Origin of the sequence: Flammeovirga sp. OC4, assembly GCF_000812565.1 — a bacterium.
Taxonomy (GTDB): Bacteria; Bacteroidota; Bacteroidia; order Cytophagales; family Flammeovirgaceae; genus Flammeovirga.
The window spans coordinates 30,133-47,593 of record NZ_JTAM01000037.1 but is presented as its reverse complement, the minus strand read 5'-3'; the positions used below and the strand labels follow the sequence as shown (position 1 = coordinate 47,593).

The following is a 17,461-nucleotide window of genomic DNA, read 5'->3' as shown; positions in this document are numbered from 1 at the left end:
ACATAAAGATGGTGAATCGTGTGTAGAAAGTACATTTATTTTATGTTAAGCAGGAATTATTAACAAAAAGCATCTCAACCGATTTAAATTTAAAATTTACTTATTTTAAGTTTTAATTGAATTACTTTGTAAAATACTGTTCATTAGTGCTTTATATATTTCATCTATCCAAGATTTCATGAAATAATTCCAATAACACCTCATAATCAGTAATTATTAATAAAATAGAAATCATTTTGTGACCTATGAACAATTGTTAACTTAGAGAAACATTAATGATAGTATTGCGTGAAAATGAGTCAAATTCTTATCACAAGATTTACAAGATTAACTAAATAATAATGAGGATTTTAAAAAGTACATTTATACTTCTCGCCTTGACACTTTTCTATGGGTGTGCTAAAGAAAATAATGAACACAAATTTACAGCAAAAGAAGCTGTGAAAGATGAAGTGTTACAGGAATTGAAAGTAGACGTTGCTGCTGCGGAGAACAGAGTTGTGACTTATACTAATAAAAGAAGTGCTTATTTTCAGACTCAAACACACGTTTTAAATAGTGAGTTGTACAGTTGGTTTAATGGATGGAATATTGGTCAAAAGAGAATTTTGACGGATTATGATCTTACGATTGATGGACAACCTTTTGACCGTGCCAATGCAAAAGTAGAAGTGTTCCCTCATTATTTACAAAGAGCTACTGCTCAAGGTACAGAAAGAGTAATACTTTTTGATGATCAGGATGTTATTTATGTTGATTTTCATGGCGTAAAAGGATCGGAAACGAACCTTACAGTGACGGGTGATCAAATCAAATTAGACAGCAGAGATCAATATGCTTCTTATTTTGTACCCTCAGAATCAAAAGATCATTTTGTTGTAGTGGCACCTTCGCACAATGAACAAATTGATAAAGAAGGTAATGCTAAAGTAACTGCTTCAGGGAAAGGTGGTTTCTATATTTCATATGCAAAGACAAAAGAAGAAGGTTTAGCTTTAATCCAACAAGCAAGAACACAACATGGAGAGTGGTTGCAAGAGCGTACAGACCGCATGACGCAGTTAATTACTGAAAATACAGCCATCAAAACAGAGGATCCTCACTTCGATAAAGCGTTAATGTGGTTGACATTGACAATGGACGAAATGGTGACACACCAAAGGGGTTATGGTATCTATGCAGGTATTCCTTGGTTCAATGAATACTGGGGTAGAGATACATTTATTTCATTACCGGGCGGTACTTTAGTATTAGGTGAGACTGAAGTGGCAAAGAAAATCTTACTTTCTTTTGCTGATGTTCAAGACAAAAAATCAACTTCAAAGTATTATGGTAGAATTCCTAACATCGTAAAAATGGAATCTCTAAACTACCATACTACGGACGGTACTCCACGTTTTATCTTTGAATTATTAGATTATATCCAATATTCTGGTGATAATTCATTGATTAAAGAAATGTACCCAACGGTAAAAAGAAGTGTGGATGGTGCATTGAAAAACTGGGTAAACAAAAAAGGTTACTTAACGCATGAAGATGCAGACACTTGGATGGATGCTAGAAGAGAGCCTGATCACGTTCCATATTCACCAAGAGGTAGCTACGCCAATGATATTCAAGCATTATGGTTCAAGCAATTAAATGCAGCGATCTATTGTGCAAAAGAAACAAACCATATCAGCGATATGAAGCGTTGGCAAAAAATCGCGGATAAGGTACAAGCCAACTTCAACAAAGATTTCTTTGACGATTCACATGCTTATATGGCTGACCGTATTGATCACGACGACCAACCGGACTTCCAATTCCGTCCTAACCAATTATTTGCTATGGACTTTATGACAGACGATGTCAAGAAAATGGAATTAACGCGTGAAATCTGGGAGCACTTAGTATACCCTTGGGGTGTAGCATCATTAAGCCAAGAAGATCCTAATTTCCACCCTTATCACCTTGCGTGGGAGCATTACCATAAAGATGCCGCTTATCACAATGGTACAATTTGGCAGTGGAACAATGGCTACGCAATGCAGCGTATGATCGAAAGTGGTCAACCTGATATTGCTTTCCAATTGTTCGAAAACATGAATGAGCAATCATTAGATATGGGTGCAGTTGGTAGTATGAACGAAAATGCTGATGCATTCCCTCATCCAGGTGAATCTTATCCTAAATTGACAGGTACTTATATGCAAGCTTGGTCAAACGGAGAACAACTGAGAGTTTGGTACCAATACTTCTTAGGCTTAAGACCTAATGCGATTGAAAATACGATTGTTCTTGCTCCAAGAATGCCTTCTAAATTGAACAACGTTTCTTATAAGGAGAAATTAATGGGAGGAACATTAGTAGGTCAATTTGAGCGTCAAAAAGAAGTAGAAATTTATACGTACACAATGGAAGGAAAAGATGTGACATTAAGTTTTGAGCATTCATTATTCCAACCAATTGCGATCGACGTAAAAGCAGGAGAGAAGGTACTTGTTACAAGAGATCAAAAAGAATTGACATTGACAGTCTTTGGTGTTGATGGAAAACAAAGAGAATTGAAGAAAGAGCATTTGGATGAGCAATTACAAAAGCGTCAAGAAAACTCTGACAAAATCTTTGAAGGAACTCAATTCTGTAAGCCTTCTATGGACAAAGAATATGAAGCAATGAAACAAACGTTTCAGAAAAAATAAATATTAGCCCTTAACGATTTGAAGGTCGCTGACGAAAGTTAGTGGCCTTTTTTTATATGAAACAAAAAGTAACTTCTTCGCATTATCTTATCAGATTTTTTGCTATTAAGCGTCTTTTTTTAATTCAATGCCCTCATCTTTCATGATTTATAGATAAGTGTTACAACTTGTAATTTCATGGATAATTATAATGAAGGCTTATTTCTACATTTAAAAACAACAAGTATTACCGATATCTGAATACATTGTAAGCTAAGTTTTCGAATATTTATAACATTTAGAAATCGTGAAATTTCTGCTGATTTGTAGGGTACGTAAATAGTTGTGTGTTGTGGTTCGCGAGGATGTTTTAATAAAACGTTTCTACGGCACTACATTTTAGAAGATTATAATAAAAACTTTTGTCTTTTGACATGTAATCAGACCATCATTTAGTAGTATCTCCCTCGGCCTTGAAGGGAAAAGCGTTAAGAATTTCATGGATTGAGCCGTTAAAAATGATTTTCTTGTTTGAGCTTTAGCGAGTTTAAAATCATTTAGGCGAGAGGAATGAAATTTAGCTTTTGCGTTCAAAGCCTTGACTTTTTTGCTTCGTTTTTGTGTTAAGACAAAAATGAAGCATGGAAGTCAGTTGAAGTTAGCAAATCTTGAGGACGTGGAATTTGAATATGACATGAATCAGTTTATCTGTACTCTCAAGCATGTTTTAAAAGAAGAGGATTTAAAATTACTTCAAGAGAATAAAATCGTTGATGTGAAAGGCTATTTATTAGACGGTAAATTAGATCAAGCAGCAGCTACACAAATCCGAGAATCAGTAAAGTAAGATTACTCATTTAAGAGCTATAATAGCGTACATAAATAAAGGCTTTTCATCCAAATGGAAAGCCTTTATTATTTTGTCACTATTTTTTTAATTGATTTATCAGTATTTACACCTATATTTTATGTCCAAAAGTATTGTAGACTAAAGATGCTTATTGATTTTTTGATGATTTAGAGGAAACTGTTGAAAATCCTATTGAAATCAATCCTAGTTTTTGATTGAATGGCATTTACTTTCCAAGAAACACTATTCGGAATTTAATGAATATTTTAGTATACAACATCTTCATTACATTGTAAACTAAGTTTACGTTATTTATATTTTTTAGAAATCAGGAGATTTCTGATGATTTGAAGGACATAAATGACGCTGACGCTTAACATTCGCGCCATTGAGTTTTCTACCATTTTAGTTTGGTAGTATTCCCCCTGGCATTGAAGGGAAAAGCGTTCAGAATTTCATGAATTGAGCCGTTAAAAATGATTTTCTTGTTTGAGCAAAGCGAGTTTAAAATCATTTAGGCGAGAGGAATGAAATTTAGCTTTTGACTTCTAAGCCTAGATTTTCTGCTTCGTTTTTCATCAATGGAAAAATGGAGAAGAAAGAAGCTTGAAAGTAGAGCCTATAAATGTTTGTAGAAAGGTTGATTAAAATTTAACGCAAACTTAGTTTACAATGTATTCATTACTTATTAATTTTTTGACTGAAATGACTATGAAACAACTACTGCTTGTACTACTTTTATTATCAATTTTTGGAACAAACCAAGCACAAGACCACCCCAACATACTCTTGATTATTGCCGACGATATGGGAGCGGATGTCACGCCGGGTTATGGGATAGGAAGCAATTTGCCATCAACACCTAACCTAGACGCACTCAGAACATCAGGCGTTTTATTCTCTAACGTATGGGCTACTCCTGTCTGTGCAGCAACAAGAGCGACTATTATGACAGGAAAGTATGGCGTCAATAATGGTGTGCCTAGTGTACCGGGGGAATTAAGCACGGATCATACCACAATTTTCACGCAATTAAAGCAACAAACGAATAACGAGTATACGACTTGTCTTGTTGGAAAATGGCACTTAGGGAAAAACAATGATTATGACCATCCTAATGAACACGGTGTAGATGAATATATGGGCGTATTGAAGTCAGGCGTGGCTGATTATTACAGTTGGAGTAAGGTCGAAAATCAACAACAAGAAACGTGTACAGAGTATGCGACATCTTATTTTACAGACTATGCGATCAATTGGATCAATAAGCAAGATAAACCATGGTTGATGTGGTTGGCTCATGTGAGTCCTCACTCTCCTTACCAATATCCTCCAGAGGGTACTTATTCCAATAATCATTCAGGTTCGCCAACGATGAAAAAATACTTGGCTATGATCGAAAATTTGGATTATGAGATAGGGAGACTTCTGGAGAATATTCCGGAAAGTGTTTTAGAAAATACAGTGGTCATTTTTGTAGGTGACAATGGTACTCCACCTAATCTCGTACAAGGATATTCGCAAGGAAAGGGGTCTTTATATGAAGGAGGAATTCATGTACCTATGATTATTTCAGGGAAGGGAGTCGCCTTAAAAAATGAAACAATTGATGCTAAAATTAATGTCTGCGATCTATTTGCGACAATGGCACATTTCTCTGATGAATCGATTGGAGAAAAAGGAGGTTTATACAACAGTTTAAGTTTCAAACATCTACTTTCGGGTGAAGATGGGACTACACGAACGTTCAATTATATGGAGTTAGGGGCTAAAGATGGAGTGCCCGATGATGCTTATACACTTCGTGATGAGCAATATAAATTGATTCAATACCTCGACAATAACAATACAAAAGAACTCTTTGACTTGATCAATGATCCGTATGAAACCAAAAACCTATTGAATGGAACATTAACAGCAGAACAACAACAACGTATGGAGGCATTGCAGGAGGAAGGTAATCGTATTAGAACTGGATGGTCTTGTAATGATGGGATTCAAAATGGAGATGAAATAAGTATTGATTGTGGCGGAGATTGTGGGAGCTGTAATGTGACCGCCATTCCTGATTTTTTAACCTCAAAAGAATATAATTTCTTCCCTAATCCCTTTGAAGACCAATTGTATTTGGGACAAACAGCCACTGATACAAAAGCAATTATTACAGTCTATAATTCATCCGGTCAAAAAATAGAAGAAATTACAAAGCGAAGCACGGAGGAAATGATGATTAAAACAGAGGCTTACCAAACAGGAATTTATTTTATTTCAGTTTTCAATCTCGAAACGGAAACAAAAAATGTTTACAAACTGATTAAGAAATAGATGCAAAAAGAGCCAATTTAGGTGTTTTATTTAAAAATGTAGAAAGTTTCGATATTCTCAGCGTTGTGAATAAAGTTTTGAGTACAGAATGGTAGCAGTGTTCACTTTTTGTAGTGCTATTCTATTTCAGACTTCTACATTTTTAAAGAGACCATTGTGGTTTATAGTAGTACATCTACTAAATTTGCATCAAATCAGCAAAGAGTTATTATCTATAAATCATAACAGACAAACATAAGATGTATACCATTGAATACATTGAAGCCGAAATCAAAACACTAAGAGATCAGCTTTCTAACCACGCTCTATATCAAAACTTGCAAAAAGTAAGTGATATCAAAATCTTTATGGAAAACCATGTGTTTGCCGTATGGGATTTTATGTCACTATTGAAGACTTTACAGCTGCAACTCACCAACGTTGAATCTCCTTGGATGCCTAGTGCAAACCCTACAATTGCAAGGTTTATCAATGAAATTGTATGCGGAGAAGAAAGCGATATTAATGAGCTGGGCGAACCAAAAAGCCATTATGAAATGTATTTGGATGCAATGGCACAAGTGGATGCTGATGCTACAAAAATGCATCAATTGATCGCTTACCTTCAAGAAGGAAAATCAGTAGATGTGGCTTTAGAAAGAACAGCCGTAGACAAAAGAGTAGCGGCATTTGTGCGTTATACTTTTTCGGTCATTGATACACATAAGACCCATTTGGTTGCTTCTGCATTTACTTTTGGTAGAGAAGACGTGATTCCAGATATGTTTTTAGAAATTTTGAATAATGCAGCTGAGCAAGAGCAGTACAACAAAGTGGTGTATTATTTGAAAAGACATATTGAATTAGATGGTGATGAACATGGACCGTTGTCATTGAAGATGATCTCTGAATTATGCGGTGATGATCAGAAGAAGTGGGAAGAAACTTTAAATACTGCAAAAGAAGCTTTACAAAAACGAATAGAATTGTGGGATGCCATCAATGATCTTATCTTGGTTCAACAACCGTGTGAAGTTTTAGTTTAAGCATTAATTCATGATCGATTTCAAGAATATTGAATACCTTAAAGAGGGGAACAAAAGACAGCAAGAAGCTTATAAAGCTTTAAAAAAGCATCAAATTTTTGAGCGTTTAGCAGCTTATGTTCCTCTTTTGACAGGTACAATACCTATCCGTATTGATTTACCAGAAAGCGATTTGGATGTCATTTGTCAGTGTGAATCTTTGGAGTCATTCGAGGCTTTTTTATTGGAATCGTTTCAGGAGGAAGAACAGTTTCAGCTTTCCGTATCACACCAAGAAGGAGTGGGGGCAGTGGTTTGTAGTTTTATGATCGATGCTTTTGAAGTTGAAGTTTTTGGTCAAAATAAGTCCACTGAGCAGCAAAATGCTTTTCGTCACATGATGATAGAATATCAGCTTCTTGAAAAATATGGAGAAGATTTTCGTCAAAAAATTATTGCTTTAAAAGCAGGAGGATTGAAAACAGAACCTGCCTTTGCGAAACTATTAGGATTAGAAGGAGACCCTTATCAGTCACTTTTAGAAGTGAAAATTTAATTTAATTACTCAATACCAAACATGCATTACCTATCCATCAACGAAGTAAAAGAAATGTGCTATCAAAGCACTTATCATATCAAAGACTTTTTATTAGATCAAAAAGAAGTATTTCCTTACCACCTTCATGTGCTTTTTGATCAAGTAAAAGCAGGAAAGGTACGTCATGAAGGCATTAATGCTTTTGTGAGAAAAAATAGTACACGTTTGCATATTGTGAGTAAAGACTTTGATTTACTTTCGAATACATCAGAAGGTTTTCCAATTAAAGTTCCACAGTTTCCACATTTCAGAACGGCAGAACATCTTTTCCAATGCATCAAATTTGACCCAACCAAAGGAGATGAAATTCTAGATAAACAGTTGTTGATTTTGGACCAAACTTCAGGGTTAGGGGCAAAACAAGTGGGCGATCGAAAAGACGATATGAGAATGTTTTGGCGATCGGCTTGGATCATGAAAGATTGGGAAATGCGAGACCTTCCATTTGATCAATATAAAGAAAAACATTGGGAGGCATTGACTGAAATTATTAATGGTATGTGGTATGCTTTATTGATGAAATTGGCTAACAATCGTAAGGAATTTGGAAAGGTATTGTTGAAGAATGGAGCGGTAAAACAATCGCCAATTGTGGAGATCGAATTTGACCAGAATAGTCCTTCTACATTTTGGGGGACGAAGATCCAAAGTAACGGCATGATGAGAGGTTTGAATATTGGAGGAAAGCTATTGTCAAGATTAAGAGATCTTTACCGTTTGGAATTGTTGCAAAAGAAAGGCACTTTTAATTTATTAGAGGTGGCGCCTCCTTTTAGTATAGAAGTATTCGGTGCGCCAATTCCTAAAGTAAATTACAATGAATAAAGGATGAACCAGAAAGAAATCAATCAAAAAAATAAAGCAATTTGGGAAGCCAACGCCAAAGTATGGGATGAGAGTATGGGTGAAAAAGGAAATGATTGGCACCTGAACTTAATAGCACCTATTACTGAAGAATTACTAAATCTAAAACCTCAAGATCACCTACTAGATATTGGTTGCGGAAATGGGATTTTTGCCAGAAGGATGGAAGGGAAAGGAATTAAGGTCACTGCTTTTGACTTTTCCGAAGAAAATATAAAAAGAGCAAAATCGTATGGAGGAACTATTCAATATGCTGTCGTAGACGCGACCATAGAAGAAGAACTAAATGCCTTAGGTTCCTCATTTGATGCCGCCGTCTCTAATATGGTATTTATGGATATGCCCGATTTAGCACCTTTATTTCAGTTTTTATCCAAAACGCTTTCCGAAAAAGGAACCTTTGTTTTTTCAATTCAACATCCTGCTTTCAATTCAGAATTTGCTGAATTGAAAGAAGATGCCGTATTGGTGAAAAACTATATTCAAAGTAGTACTTCAAAAGGCTTAGCTTTAGAGGAACAACCTCAAGAACAGTTTTATTTTCATAGGCCCATTAGTGAATACTCAAAATTAGCATCAAAATATGGTTTTGCCATCGATGCGATTGAAGAGCCGGTTTTCAATAGAGGAGACATTTTTTCAAAAATCCCCCCAGTGATTGTTTTTAGATTGAGGAAGAATTTATAAGAGAACCTATTTACGTAGAGAAAGCTTATTACACTGTAAATTAAATTATCATCAACTTGCAATCTGCATTTCTGTAAGTATTTATAGGATCTACTTTCAAGCTTCCTTCTTCTTCATTTTTCCATTGATGAAAAACGAAGCAAAAAATCTAGGCTTAGAAGTCAAAAGCTAAATTCCATTTCTCTCGCCTCAATGATTTTAAACTCGCTAAAGCTCAAACAAGAAAATCATTTTTAACGACTCAATACATGGAATTTTTAACGCTTTTCCCTTCAATGCCGAGGGGAGTACTACCAAACTAAAGTGGTAGGAAGCTCAATGGTGCGAATGTTAAGCGTAAGCGTCATTCGTGTCCTACAGATCAACAGAAATCTCCTGATTTCTAAAAATCATAAATATTCGAAAACTTAGTTTACAGTGTACTTATTGTCAGTTATTTTTGTTGCTGAAAATTTACTTTATGACGTATGTGTGACATGATAAACTTATTGGCGATTTTGACCTTTGAAGTGTATTCTAATATATCATTTTTAGCATAAGTAAAACTTCCTTTGACTGTTAATTCTAGCTCATCTCCTTCATGAAAAATAGCTGTATTTTTTGTTCTAAAATTAATATTTTTGGATACACTGCTACTAGCTTCTACAGGGATTTTTGAGGCACTTTCCCAAGGTCGGTAAATATAGTATCGAGACGTAATATTTTCTCCAAAATCTGTTTTCGTACTGTCATTAATATTAGGTTTCTCATATTTGTTACCATTAAAACCACCATCAACAATTTTCCAAAAGCCTAACATCGACAAAGTATCCGCTGTATTTTGATTTAAATTATTAATGATAAGCTGTACTTCATCTACACGATACATTTCAGGGTCAAAGTTATAAAATGTGATTGGGATTAAGATCTCCCATTTAGTCTCTTTTTCTATAAAATCATATTGTTTTGTGATCCTAATCTCTTTTGCAACTGACATTTCATTTTTTGGGTGACTGAATTTTTGCATTAAAAAATCTGATGAACAAAAGGCAATGATAACAGCAATAATAGCAACAGGCTCTTGTTTAATTAGTTCTTTTACAAAGTTTTTCATAGAGTTTGTTTAAGTAACGATTAACGGTGTTTGTGTGTAATTGCAAATGTATTCATTTTCAATTATATATTATGCATTGCAATTAAAAAATGATAATAAAATAAAAAAATGTGTAGAATAACTTCCTTATTTTGAATGAATAAGCAGTTAGTTGTTTATCTGTTTTAGATATTAAGGAATGGCAATGTTTGGACTGTAATTTAAAAAATCATTGACCTTGAATATAAAAATAACCCTTACAAATCTTCAAAGTGAGAATTGTAAGGGTTTTGTTTTCGATCTTAAAATTGAAAACTATAATTCTAAGGAGTCTTTGCCTTTATGTCTAAACTCAATTCTTTTTTTCATGTCATGCAAAGTATGGTGTTCGACCTCAACATACCCGGACATGTCGGAATCATACTTCTTTTTATTTCTACTTTCAAACGTCATGCTATCACCTTCATGATATTCATTTCCGTCTCCCTTCGTCCACTTTGTAATCACCGAATAATCACAATGAAACTCATAGATTTTCAGAAGAGGGTTATAAGTATAAGCTCCTTTTTCAGTAATAATATAAAAGTCTTCACAACCTTCAAAATACCCTCCATGCTCATTGCGTTCATATTTTTGTTCTTCTTCATACAAATAAATATGATCAAGGTAAAGCTTATCACCTCGGAGTATTTTTGATTCAAAAATTTTCATGGGCTCTTGAGCCAATGTACTGAAGGAAGTAAAGAGGATGAACGTTAATAATAAGGTTTTCATAATAATTTACTTTTGACAATCGCGAAAAATATGATTTAATTGAAGAACCGCTAAATTAAAGACATCTGATTAATGTATTAAATTTCGTTTCATAACAATCCATAACATGATGTAAATCAATAGTCAATGTGCATGAGTTTTAAAGTAGTGTGGTATTTGTGTAGGTAATTTTTGGGTAATACACTTTTTTACACCATTCGAAAGTAATATTTATCAGCTAACGCCTGAGATGGCAACAGAATTAAAAGAGCAATTACAGAAGAATAAACATTTAGCTGATGAATATTTAAACTTTGAAGTAGAAATGCTTGAAAAAATATTAGATCTAACGATTGAAGATGAAAGTATCATTTTGGTGTATGAATATTTTGATTGATGTATAATCAGTTTACCTTATGGCGCAAGTGTTAAGCCGATAGGCGTCACTTGTGTCTAACAATCGGAAAAGTCTCCCGACTTCCGATCCTACAGAACAAAAAAACTTACAGGATAGAATTACAAATTCTATAAATCCTTTTATCAGTAAAATTTTGACCATTAATTTGTGGGGTGGGGAGTCCACATACTCTTTCAAAATATATACACAAGTGGGGGGATTCTAAATATTTTACAAAAAACTGGTTGAATAATGAGACATTTAAACGATAATTTTCTTTTGTGGTGTAAAGAGAATTACATTAAAAAGCACACACCTTATAATTTGAATTTTAGAAGAACTATTTCTTTTTTCAATATGAGAAAAGAAGTAGACACATTCATTGAGAATGAAGATTATCACCTGTTTTATAGAAATATTACAGAACATCAGTATTATGTAAACCTTTGGACAGCACATTTTCTTTTAGAAAATAAGAATACAATTTATGACAGATATATATATGAGAACTGCTTAGAAGTTATAAAAAGGTATTCTGAAAGTGAAGTTAATCAACAAGTAGCGAGTGAAGAAAAAAGGTGGCTATTGGATTATGTTCCACCTAAGTTCTTCACTCCCACTTAATATCTTATGAATACGAAATTTAATATAGAATTATTAGAATTTATCCAAAAAAGAGAAAGATTCAATTGGTATGCGGTTCATCATAAATATTCTCGGAGTGAACTTTTTTTTGATGAGTTACCTATTCTTATGGAATATATTCAATTCTTGGTAGATAGTGACTTTATAGAAGAAATAAAAGTTACAAACGAAAGTTTACCGTCTTATAAAATTACGTCAAAAGGCGAAAAATACTTAAATACCCATAGCCCTAATTATCCGTGATAATGGAATGACTAAATTTATTTCTTTTCAAAAGCCAATGAGATCAGCTGTTTGATGTTAGTTTCTTAGGTTTTAAAATTAATTCAGATGTAAGTTAATAGCTTTACGTGATAGGTTTGTTCTTTAGGGCATTTATGATAAAAAAATATTGGTAGGTTGAATGAGATGATCCCTCCAGTTTAACATTAGTGCCAGTTTGGATAAGTTAAAAAAAAGAAACTGTGTAACATAAAAGACAATTTAGTAACTTAGTTCTGTTAAAGTGAACTATACCTAAATTTATATCATTGTTGCACTATGCAATTAATTAGATTATTATTTTCAATATTTTTATTTTTGTCGTGTTTTTTTCTGTGGGGAAACATCAGGTGGTTATTTCCTTATACAGGATTGGCAGGCCTCATCACACCATTCATAGTTTTGCTTACAGGAGTAGTTTCTCCAGTTATCTTTTTTTTGTTATCAGCTCGAATTGAAAAGAGGTTTTTTACATTACTCTTGTTTATTCTATTTTTTATTTGTCAATCTTATATAATTTTATCGACTTACCCTCAAGATTATGGTGGTGATATTTTTTCACAGATGTTATCAGCCAAAAAGGCATACGGTCGTTACGATTCTATTCAAAAAGATGACTTTATAGGTTTAAATAGATTTGAGAGAGTGGTATATATCTATAAATTCAATAACGAATTACCAGATGAAAATGTACGTCTTTCAATATCTAAGAACGGAAAAAGAAATATTTATTTAATAGAGATATATGATAATAAAATTACATATGATAAAAGCAAACTTGGAATTGTAGAAACTGATAGTACAACAATAATTGAAGAATATCTAACAAATGGTCTAATACGACCTCATATTGCCCCTGAAGGTTTCCTGAGGCATTATGATGGAGGAGGTTTTAAAGAACAAGGCTTTATTATTTCTGTTTCAAGAGATGAATTGTCGGATAATTTTGACAAAGGGATAGAGGAGTTATTATATGACCAATTAAAATCTAATCTAAGAAAAAATGATAAATGATATTTTTGAATCTATAGTGTATGCTATAAAAGAGAATGATAATCGTATCCTTCTCACTGCCTGCATGCCAAGAACAGAAGTGAGAAAAACTTGACAATTATAAATTAAAAATGGAAAATTACATTGAGACGTTTGTAAACACTTATAATAATTATTTGACACTTGAGATGAATAAATTTGATGATGTAAAATTAATTATTAAAGCTGATTATGAAGGCGATAAGACAGCAATTGAATACTTTAGAAATGGTTTTGAGTTTCCGGTGAAATATGGATTTGTAGATTTTACTTTAACATTTTCAGAAATGGATTTTAATCATCAATATTACCATTTTGCTAATCATAATAACTATAATTTATTTTATGTATTAAATCGCCAATCAGGGGGTGTATATCTTTTGAATCTTTCAGGAGAAATTAAAATGTGTTGTGGTATTGATGTAGAATCTTTTTTTCGTTCAATGATAATCGTTATTGAAGCTGAAATACAAAAAAGCACATTAGGTGTTTATGAACTCGATAGCTCTATTGTTGACAAATATTTCAAGGAATGTCTTGCATTGAATAATAATGATCCGTCAGTATCTGAGTTCTATGATTTAATATTATGTGTATGACCTTTGTGACTGTTTGTAAAGTTAAGTTGATACTTTTACTTATTTAGAGTTAGGATTTAAATGTATTTCTCCCCACTGTTCTAAGTATTAAACCGAAAGGTGTTACTTAGAACTGTCCAATTGTATAAGTTTGTAACTTATTACAACAAGACAAGTCAATCTCCTTCTGCCTCAAGTATTAAGCCGATACTTGTGCCTAACAATCGGAAAAGTCTCCCTAATTCCGAGCCAAAAATATTCAAGATAGAATTACAAATTATATAAATTCTTTTATCAGTAAATATTGACTATTAATTTGTGGGGTAGAGAGTCTACAGACTCCTTCAAAATATAGACACAAGTGACGCCTTTGGCTTAACACTTGCGCCAGTGGGGGGGAATTCCTATTGAAAAATTATAAACAGTTACTTTAGAATAAATATGATGATAAAACAAATTAATGTTGACTTTGATGAAATTGATCTTTCTAATTCCTTATGTGGTGATTTAATTTTTGATAAAAATGATATTATTATCCCTGTATATGCATCTTTATTAGACAAGAAGTTTACCCCTTCTAATTTACAAGGTGGATATTTAGATTTTTCTTTTTTTAAATTCTCAAATTACTCGTCTATTCATATTACTGACTATTCTATTAAAAACCCCAAAGAGGTATCGTTTTTTAATGATAAAATAGATACGGTTTCTATTACTCAAGATATATTTTTATTTGGAAGCGATAATGTCATAACAAGTAATTATTTTGAGTTTAAATTATGGGGGAAGGAATTTTCTTTATTGTTAAATGACAATTTTAACTTTACAAAAGAACCAGTATACCCAGAAATACGAGGAGTTACTAAAAAATAGTTTCCCTACTGTTCGTTGTGTTTAGCCTTTAGGCATCACCACAAACTTTCTCACAATTTAAGTTCTCAACTTAAAACAACAAAACAAGCCAATCTACCCTCACATAGATTGGCTTGTTTGTATATCAAAATATAGTTTGAAATAAGCTATTATCTAGAATAAAATAAATCTGTTTTGTAGTAGTTATACATTAACACTTCCACCAATAGTACACCACCCACATCCCTAACCAACTTCACAACCACTCATCATGTTATTTTCCTTGTCTTTCTAATTATTAATGAAAATCTCCCCATTTCACTGATGTGATTTTATCACATCATACCATCTTATCATTGTAGTAAAATGGGATAATTAACACTTTCAAAGTTCAGATAAACAGGGTTTTATATATTTTTTAGAATGATGATGTCTTTTTGATGATATATAAAATTACATTTTTACACTTAATCCCCTCCATATTTGTAATTACAAAACGATCGTTAAACTGAATTTTATTTTTCGCTAAGCAAATCGTCTGAATTAGTGAAAACAACTTACTCACTTATCTGTATGAAATTTATTAATAAGACAATATTATTACTTTTTGGCTGTTCCATTTTTTTATCGTGTGAACAGAAGAAAAAAGACTTCGATTGGGAAAGTTACAGTCAAGATCCTGTGATTGAAGGGAAGGTGGACTCGGTGTTATCTTTGATGACTTTGGAGGAGAAGATAGGACAAATGACGCAGTTCTCTGGGCATGGTACTTTGACGGGACCGCAGATCAATGACGACTTTAAAGAGTACTTAGAAAAGGGACAAGTAGGAAGCATGTTCAATGTTTTTGGAGCAGAAGGATTACGCAAACTGCAGGAGCAGGCAATGAAGCATTCTCGTCTTCAAATTCCGATTTTATTTGCAGCGGATGTGATTCACGGTTATAAGACAACCTTTCCAATGCCATTGGCAGAGTCGTGTAGTTGGGATTTAGAATTGATGGAGAGAAGTGCAAGAATTGCCGCTATTGAGGCGACTTCGGCAGGAATCAGCTGGACGTTTGCGCCTATGATTGATATTGCTAGAGACCCGCGTTGGGGGAGAGTGATGGAAGGTGCCGGTGAGGACGTTTTCTTAGGAAATGAAATCGCAAAGGCGAGAGTCAATGGTTTTCAAGGTATCAAAAGTTATAAGGACTTTGGTGATATTCATACCATGTTGGCTTGTGCGAAGCATTTTGTAGGGTACGGTGCGGCAGAAGCTGGAAGAGATTATAATACAGTAGATGTTTCGGATAGAGTATTGAGAGAAACGTATTTGCCTCCTTTTAAAACAGCTGTTGATCATGGAGTAGCTACATTTATGACTTCATTTAATACAGTCAGCGGAGTACCTGCCACGGGCAACAAATACTTGTTTAAAGATATTTTGAGAGATGAATGGGGTTTTAAAGGTACGGTGGTCACGGACTATACGGCCATCAACGAAATGATTCCTCACGGTTATGCTGAAGATCTTAAGCAAGCGGCAGAGAAAGCTTTGAATGCTGGGATTGATATGGACATGAATGGTGCGGCTTATATTCAAAACCTTAAAAAATTGGTGGATGAAGGTGCTGTAACGGAAGGTCAAATTGATGTTGCTGTTGCAAGAATTCTAGAATTGAAATTCTTATTAGGGTTATTTGAAGATCCTTACAGATATATGGATACGAAGCGTGAAGCTGAAAACACAATGACTGAAGCGTTTTTAGCAGAGGCTTTAAAAGGAGCTGAACGTTCTATTGTATTATTGAAAAATGAGAAGGAGGTATTACCGTTAGCTGAAAATACAAAAAAGAGAATTGCTCTAATTGGTCCAATGATCAAAGAAAGAAAAAGCTTAAATGGAGAATGGGCCATTAAAGGGGATCGCTCTAAGAGTGTAACAGTGTATGAAGGGGTAACAAACCTTTACTCCAATGCAAAATTTAGTTATGCTAAAGGAGCAAACTTAATGGGAGAAAGCAATGCTAAAGAAATTCAGAAAGCTGTAAGAGTAGCACAAAACAGTGACGTGGTATTCTTGGCTTTGGGTGAAGATTTCAACTGGTCGGGAGAAGCGGCAAGCAGAACGGATATTCGTATTCCAAAAGCACAACGTGAACTGATGCATGCGGTAAAGAAAACGGGGAAACCTATTGTTTTGATCTTATTGAATGGAAGACCATTGGATTTATCATGGGAAGATCAAAATGTAGATGCGATTGTTGAAGCGTGGTATTTGGGAATTAAAACAGGTGATGCTATTGCGAATGTATTGGCAGGAAAATACAATCCTTCAGCAAAATTGACCATGACATTCCCAAGAAACGTAGGACAAATCCCGATCTATTATGATGCGTTGAATACAGGCAGACCGTTTGATCAGAACAATCCTCAGGATTATAAATCATTCTATTTAGATGTGGAAAACTCTCCGCTCTATCCATTTGGCTACGGCTTAAGTTATACATCATTTGAGTATTCAGATTTAAAATTATCTTCTGAAGTATTGAAGGGAGGAAGTGCAATTAAAGCATCCATCACAGTGAAAAATACAGGTAAATATGATGGGGAAGAGGTTGTACAACTTTACACTCAAGACATCTTTGCATCTATTGCTCAACCCGTAAAACAGCTGAAAGGCTTTCAAAAAATTAAACTAAAGAAAGGGGAATCGAAAAAAGTAACTTTCGATATCACTCCTGATATGCTATCAATTCTTGATATAAACAACAACATAGTAACTGAAGAAGGGAAGTTCAAAGTATGGATCGCCCCTAACTCCTCAATTGTTCAGAATGAAGCTATTTTTTCATTCAAAAACTAAAATGAAGTTACTGCATTAATCAGTATTATT

At 33.8% G+C, this 17,461-nt stretch carries 15 protein-coding genes; 13 read left to right on the top strand and 2 right to left on the bottom strand.

All coding sequences use genetic code 11. The features are described from left to right. Positions 1–341 precede the first annotated feature (341 nt). The 7 genes from PL77_RS18220 (at position 342) to PL77_RS18190 (ending at position 8,991) form a co-directional block, all read left to right on the top strand. Positions 342–2,684, top strand: coding sequence for an amylo-alpha-1,6-glucosidase (locus tag PL77_RS18220; protein ID WP_052444540.1), 2,343 nt, complete (start codon positions 342–344; stop codon positions 2,682–2,684). A 613-nt stretch (positions 2,685–3,297) separates the two neighbouring features. After that, on the top strand, positions 3,298–3,510 hold the full coding sequence (locus PL77_RS18215; protein ID WP_044208521.1) for a hypothetical protein: 213 nt from the start codon (positions 3,298–3,300) through the stop codon (positions 3,508–3,510). A 714-nt stretch (positions 3,511–4,224) separates the two neighbouring features. After that, on the top strand, positions 4,225–5,838 hold the full coding sequence (locus PL77_RS18210; protein ID WP_172665896.1) for a sulfatase-like hydrolase/transferase: 1,614 nt from the start codon (positions 4,225–4,227) through the stop codon (positions 5,836–5,838). A gap of 239 nt (positions 5,839–6,077) precedes the next feature. After that, a complete protein-coding gene (locus PL77_RS18205) occupies positions 6,078–6,863 on the top strand; it encodes a DUF3050 domain-containing protein (RefSeq protein WP_044208519.1) in 786 nt (261 codons plus the stop codon). A 10-nt stretch (positions 6,864–6,873) separates the two neighbouring features. After that, complete coding sequence (locus PL77_RS18200) at positions 6,874–7,398, top strand: DUF4269 domain-containing protein (protein ID WP_044208516.1); 525 nt, start codon at positions 6,874–6,876, stop codon at positions 7,396–7,398. Between the two features lie 21 nt (positions 7,399–7,419). After that, entirely contained in the window at positions 7,420–8,265 is an 846-nt protein-coding gene (locus PL77_RS18195; protein ID WP_044208513.1) for an NADAR family protein, read from the top strand. A gap of 3 nt (positions 8,266–8,268) precedes the next feature. Continuing rightward, entirely contained in the window at positions 8,269–8,991 is a 723-nt protein-coding gene (locus PL77_RS18190; protein ID WP_052444538.1) for a class I SAM-dependent methyltransferase, read from the top strand. 433 nt (positions 8,992–9,424) lie between these two features. Here PL77_RS18190 and PL77_RS18185 read toward each other — a convergent pair whose 3' ends face one another. Beyond that, entirely contained in the window at positions 9,425–10,084 is a 660-nt protein-coding gene (locus PL77_RS18185) for a hypothetical protein (RefSeq protein ID WP_044208510.1), read from the bottom strand. Between the two features lie 294 nt (positions 10,085–10,378). Then, a complete protein-coding gene (locus PL77_RS18180) occupies positions 10,379–10,837 on the bottom strand; it encodes a hypothetical protein (protein ID WP_044208507.1) in 459 nt (152 codons plus the stop codon). Positions 10,838–11,066: 229 nt separating this feature from the next. On the opposite strand from PL77_RS18180, the gene PL77_RS31810 reads away from it, so the two are divergent. From PL77_RS31810 to bglX, 6 genes are all read left to right on the top strand, one after another. Next, positions 11,067–11,213 carry a hypothetical protein gene (locus tag PL77_RS31810; protein WP_156152418.1) on the top strand — a complete coding sequence of 49 codons (147 nt, stop codon included), beginning with the start codon at positions 11,067–11,069 and terminating at the stop codon, positions 11,211–11,213. A gap of 357 nt (positions 11,214–11,570) precedes the next feature. Beyond that, entirely contained in the window at positions 11,571–11,837 is a 267-nt protein-coding gene (locus PL77_RS18175; protein WP_156152417.1) for a hypothetical protein, read from the top strand. A gap of 561 nt (positions 11,838–12,398) precedes the next feature. Further along, positions 12,399–13,133, top strand: a complete 735-nt coding sequence (locus tag PL77_RS18165; protein WP_044208502.1) for a hypothetical protein — start codon at positions 12,399–12,401, stop codon at positions 13,131–13,133. Between the two features lie 110 nt (positions 13,134–13,243). After that, positions 13,244–13,750 (top strand): hypothetical protein, encoded by a 507-nt coding sequence (locus PL77_RS18160; RefSeq protein ID WP_044208499.1) that lies wholly within the window; start codon positions 13,244–13,246, stop codon positions 13,748–13,750. A 420-nt stretch (positions 13,751–14,170) separates the two neighbouring features. Beyond that, positions 14,171–14,602, top strand: coding sequence for a hypothetical protein (locus PL77_RS18155; protein WP_044208496.1), 432 nt, complete (start codon positions 14,171–14,173; stop codon positions 14,600–14,602). Between the two features lie 552 nt (positions 14,603–15,154). Further along, complete coding sequence (gene bglX, locus PL77_RS18150; protein WP_052444537.1) at positions 15,155–17,431, top strand: beta-glucosidase BglX; 2,277 nt, start codon at positions 15,155–15,157, stop codon at positions 17,429–17,431. Positions 17,432–17,461: the final 30 nt, after the last annotated feature.

Excerpts from the sequence above, each read along its gene's own strand:
- PL77_RS18220 (WP_052444540.1), top strand. The coding sequence starts at position 342 with ATGAGGATTTTAAAAAGTACATTTATACTTCTCGCCTTGACACTTTTC.
- PL77_RS18215 (WP_044208521.1), top strand. The coding sequence starts at position 3,298 with ATGAAGCATGGAAGTCAGTTGAAGTTAGCAAATCTTGAGGACGTGGAA.
- PL77_RS18210 (WP_172665896.1), top strand. The coding sequence starts at position 4,225 with ATGAAACAACTACTGCTTGTACTACTTTTATTATCAATTTTTGGAACA.
- PL77_RS18205 (WP_044208519.1), top strand. The coding sequence starts at position 6,078 with ATGTATACCATTGAATACATTGAAGCCGAAATCAAAACACTAAGAGAT.
- PL77_RS18200 (WP_044208516.1), top strand. The coding sequence starts at position 6,874 with ATGATCGATTTCAAGAATATTGAATACCTTAAAGAGGGGAACAAAAGA.
- PL77_RS18195 (WP_044208513.1), top strand. The coding sequence starts at position 7,420 with ATGCATTACCTATCCATCAACGAAGTAAAAGAAATGTGCTATCAAAGC.
- PL77_RS18190 (WP_052444538.1), top strand. The coding sequence starts at position 8,269 with ATGAACCAGAAAGAAATCAATCAAAAAAATAAAGCAATTTGGGAAGCC.
- PL77_RS18185 (WP_044208510.1), bottom strand. The coding sequence starts at position 10,084 with ATGAAAAACTTTGTAAAAGAACTAATTAAACAAGAGCCTGTTGCTATT.
- PL77_RS18180 (WP_044208507.1), bottom strand. The coding sequence starts at position 10,837 with ATGAAAACCTTATTATTAACGTTCATCCTCTTTACTTCCTTCAGTACA.
- PL77_RS31810 (WP_156152418.1), top strand. The coding sequence starts at position 11,067 with ATGGCAACAGAATTAAAAGAGCAATTACAGAAGAATAAACATTTAGCT.
- PL77_RS18175 (WP_156152417.1), top strand. The coding sequence starts at position 11,571 with ATGAGAAAAGAAGTAGACACATTCATTGAGAATGAAGATTATCACCTG.
- PL77_RS18165 (WP_044208502.1), top strand. The coding sequence starts at position 12,399 with ATGCAATTAATTAGATTATTATTTTCAATATTTTTATTTTTGTCGTGT.
- PL77_RS18160 (WP_044208499.1), top strand. The coding sequence starts at position 13,244 with ATGGAAAATTACATTGAGACGTTTGTAAACACTTATAATAATTATTTG.
- PL77_RS18155 (WP_044208496.1), top strand. The coding sequence starts at position 14,171 with ATGATGATAAAACAAATTAATGTTGACTTTGATGAAATTGATCTTTCT.
- bglX (WP_052444537.1), top strand. The coding sequence starts at position 15,155 with ATGAAATTTATTAATAAGACAATATTATTACTTTTTGGCTGTTCCATT.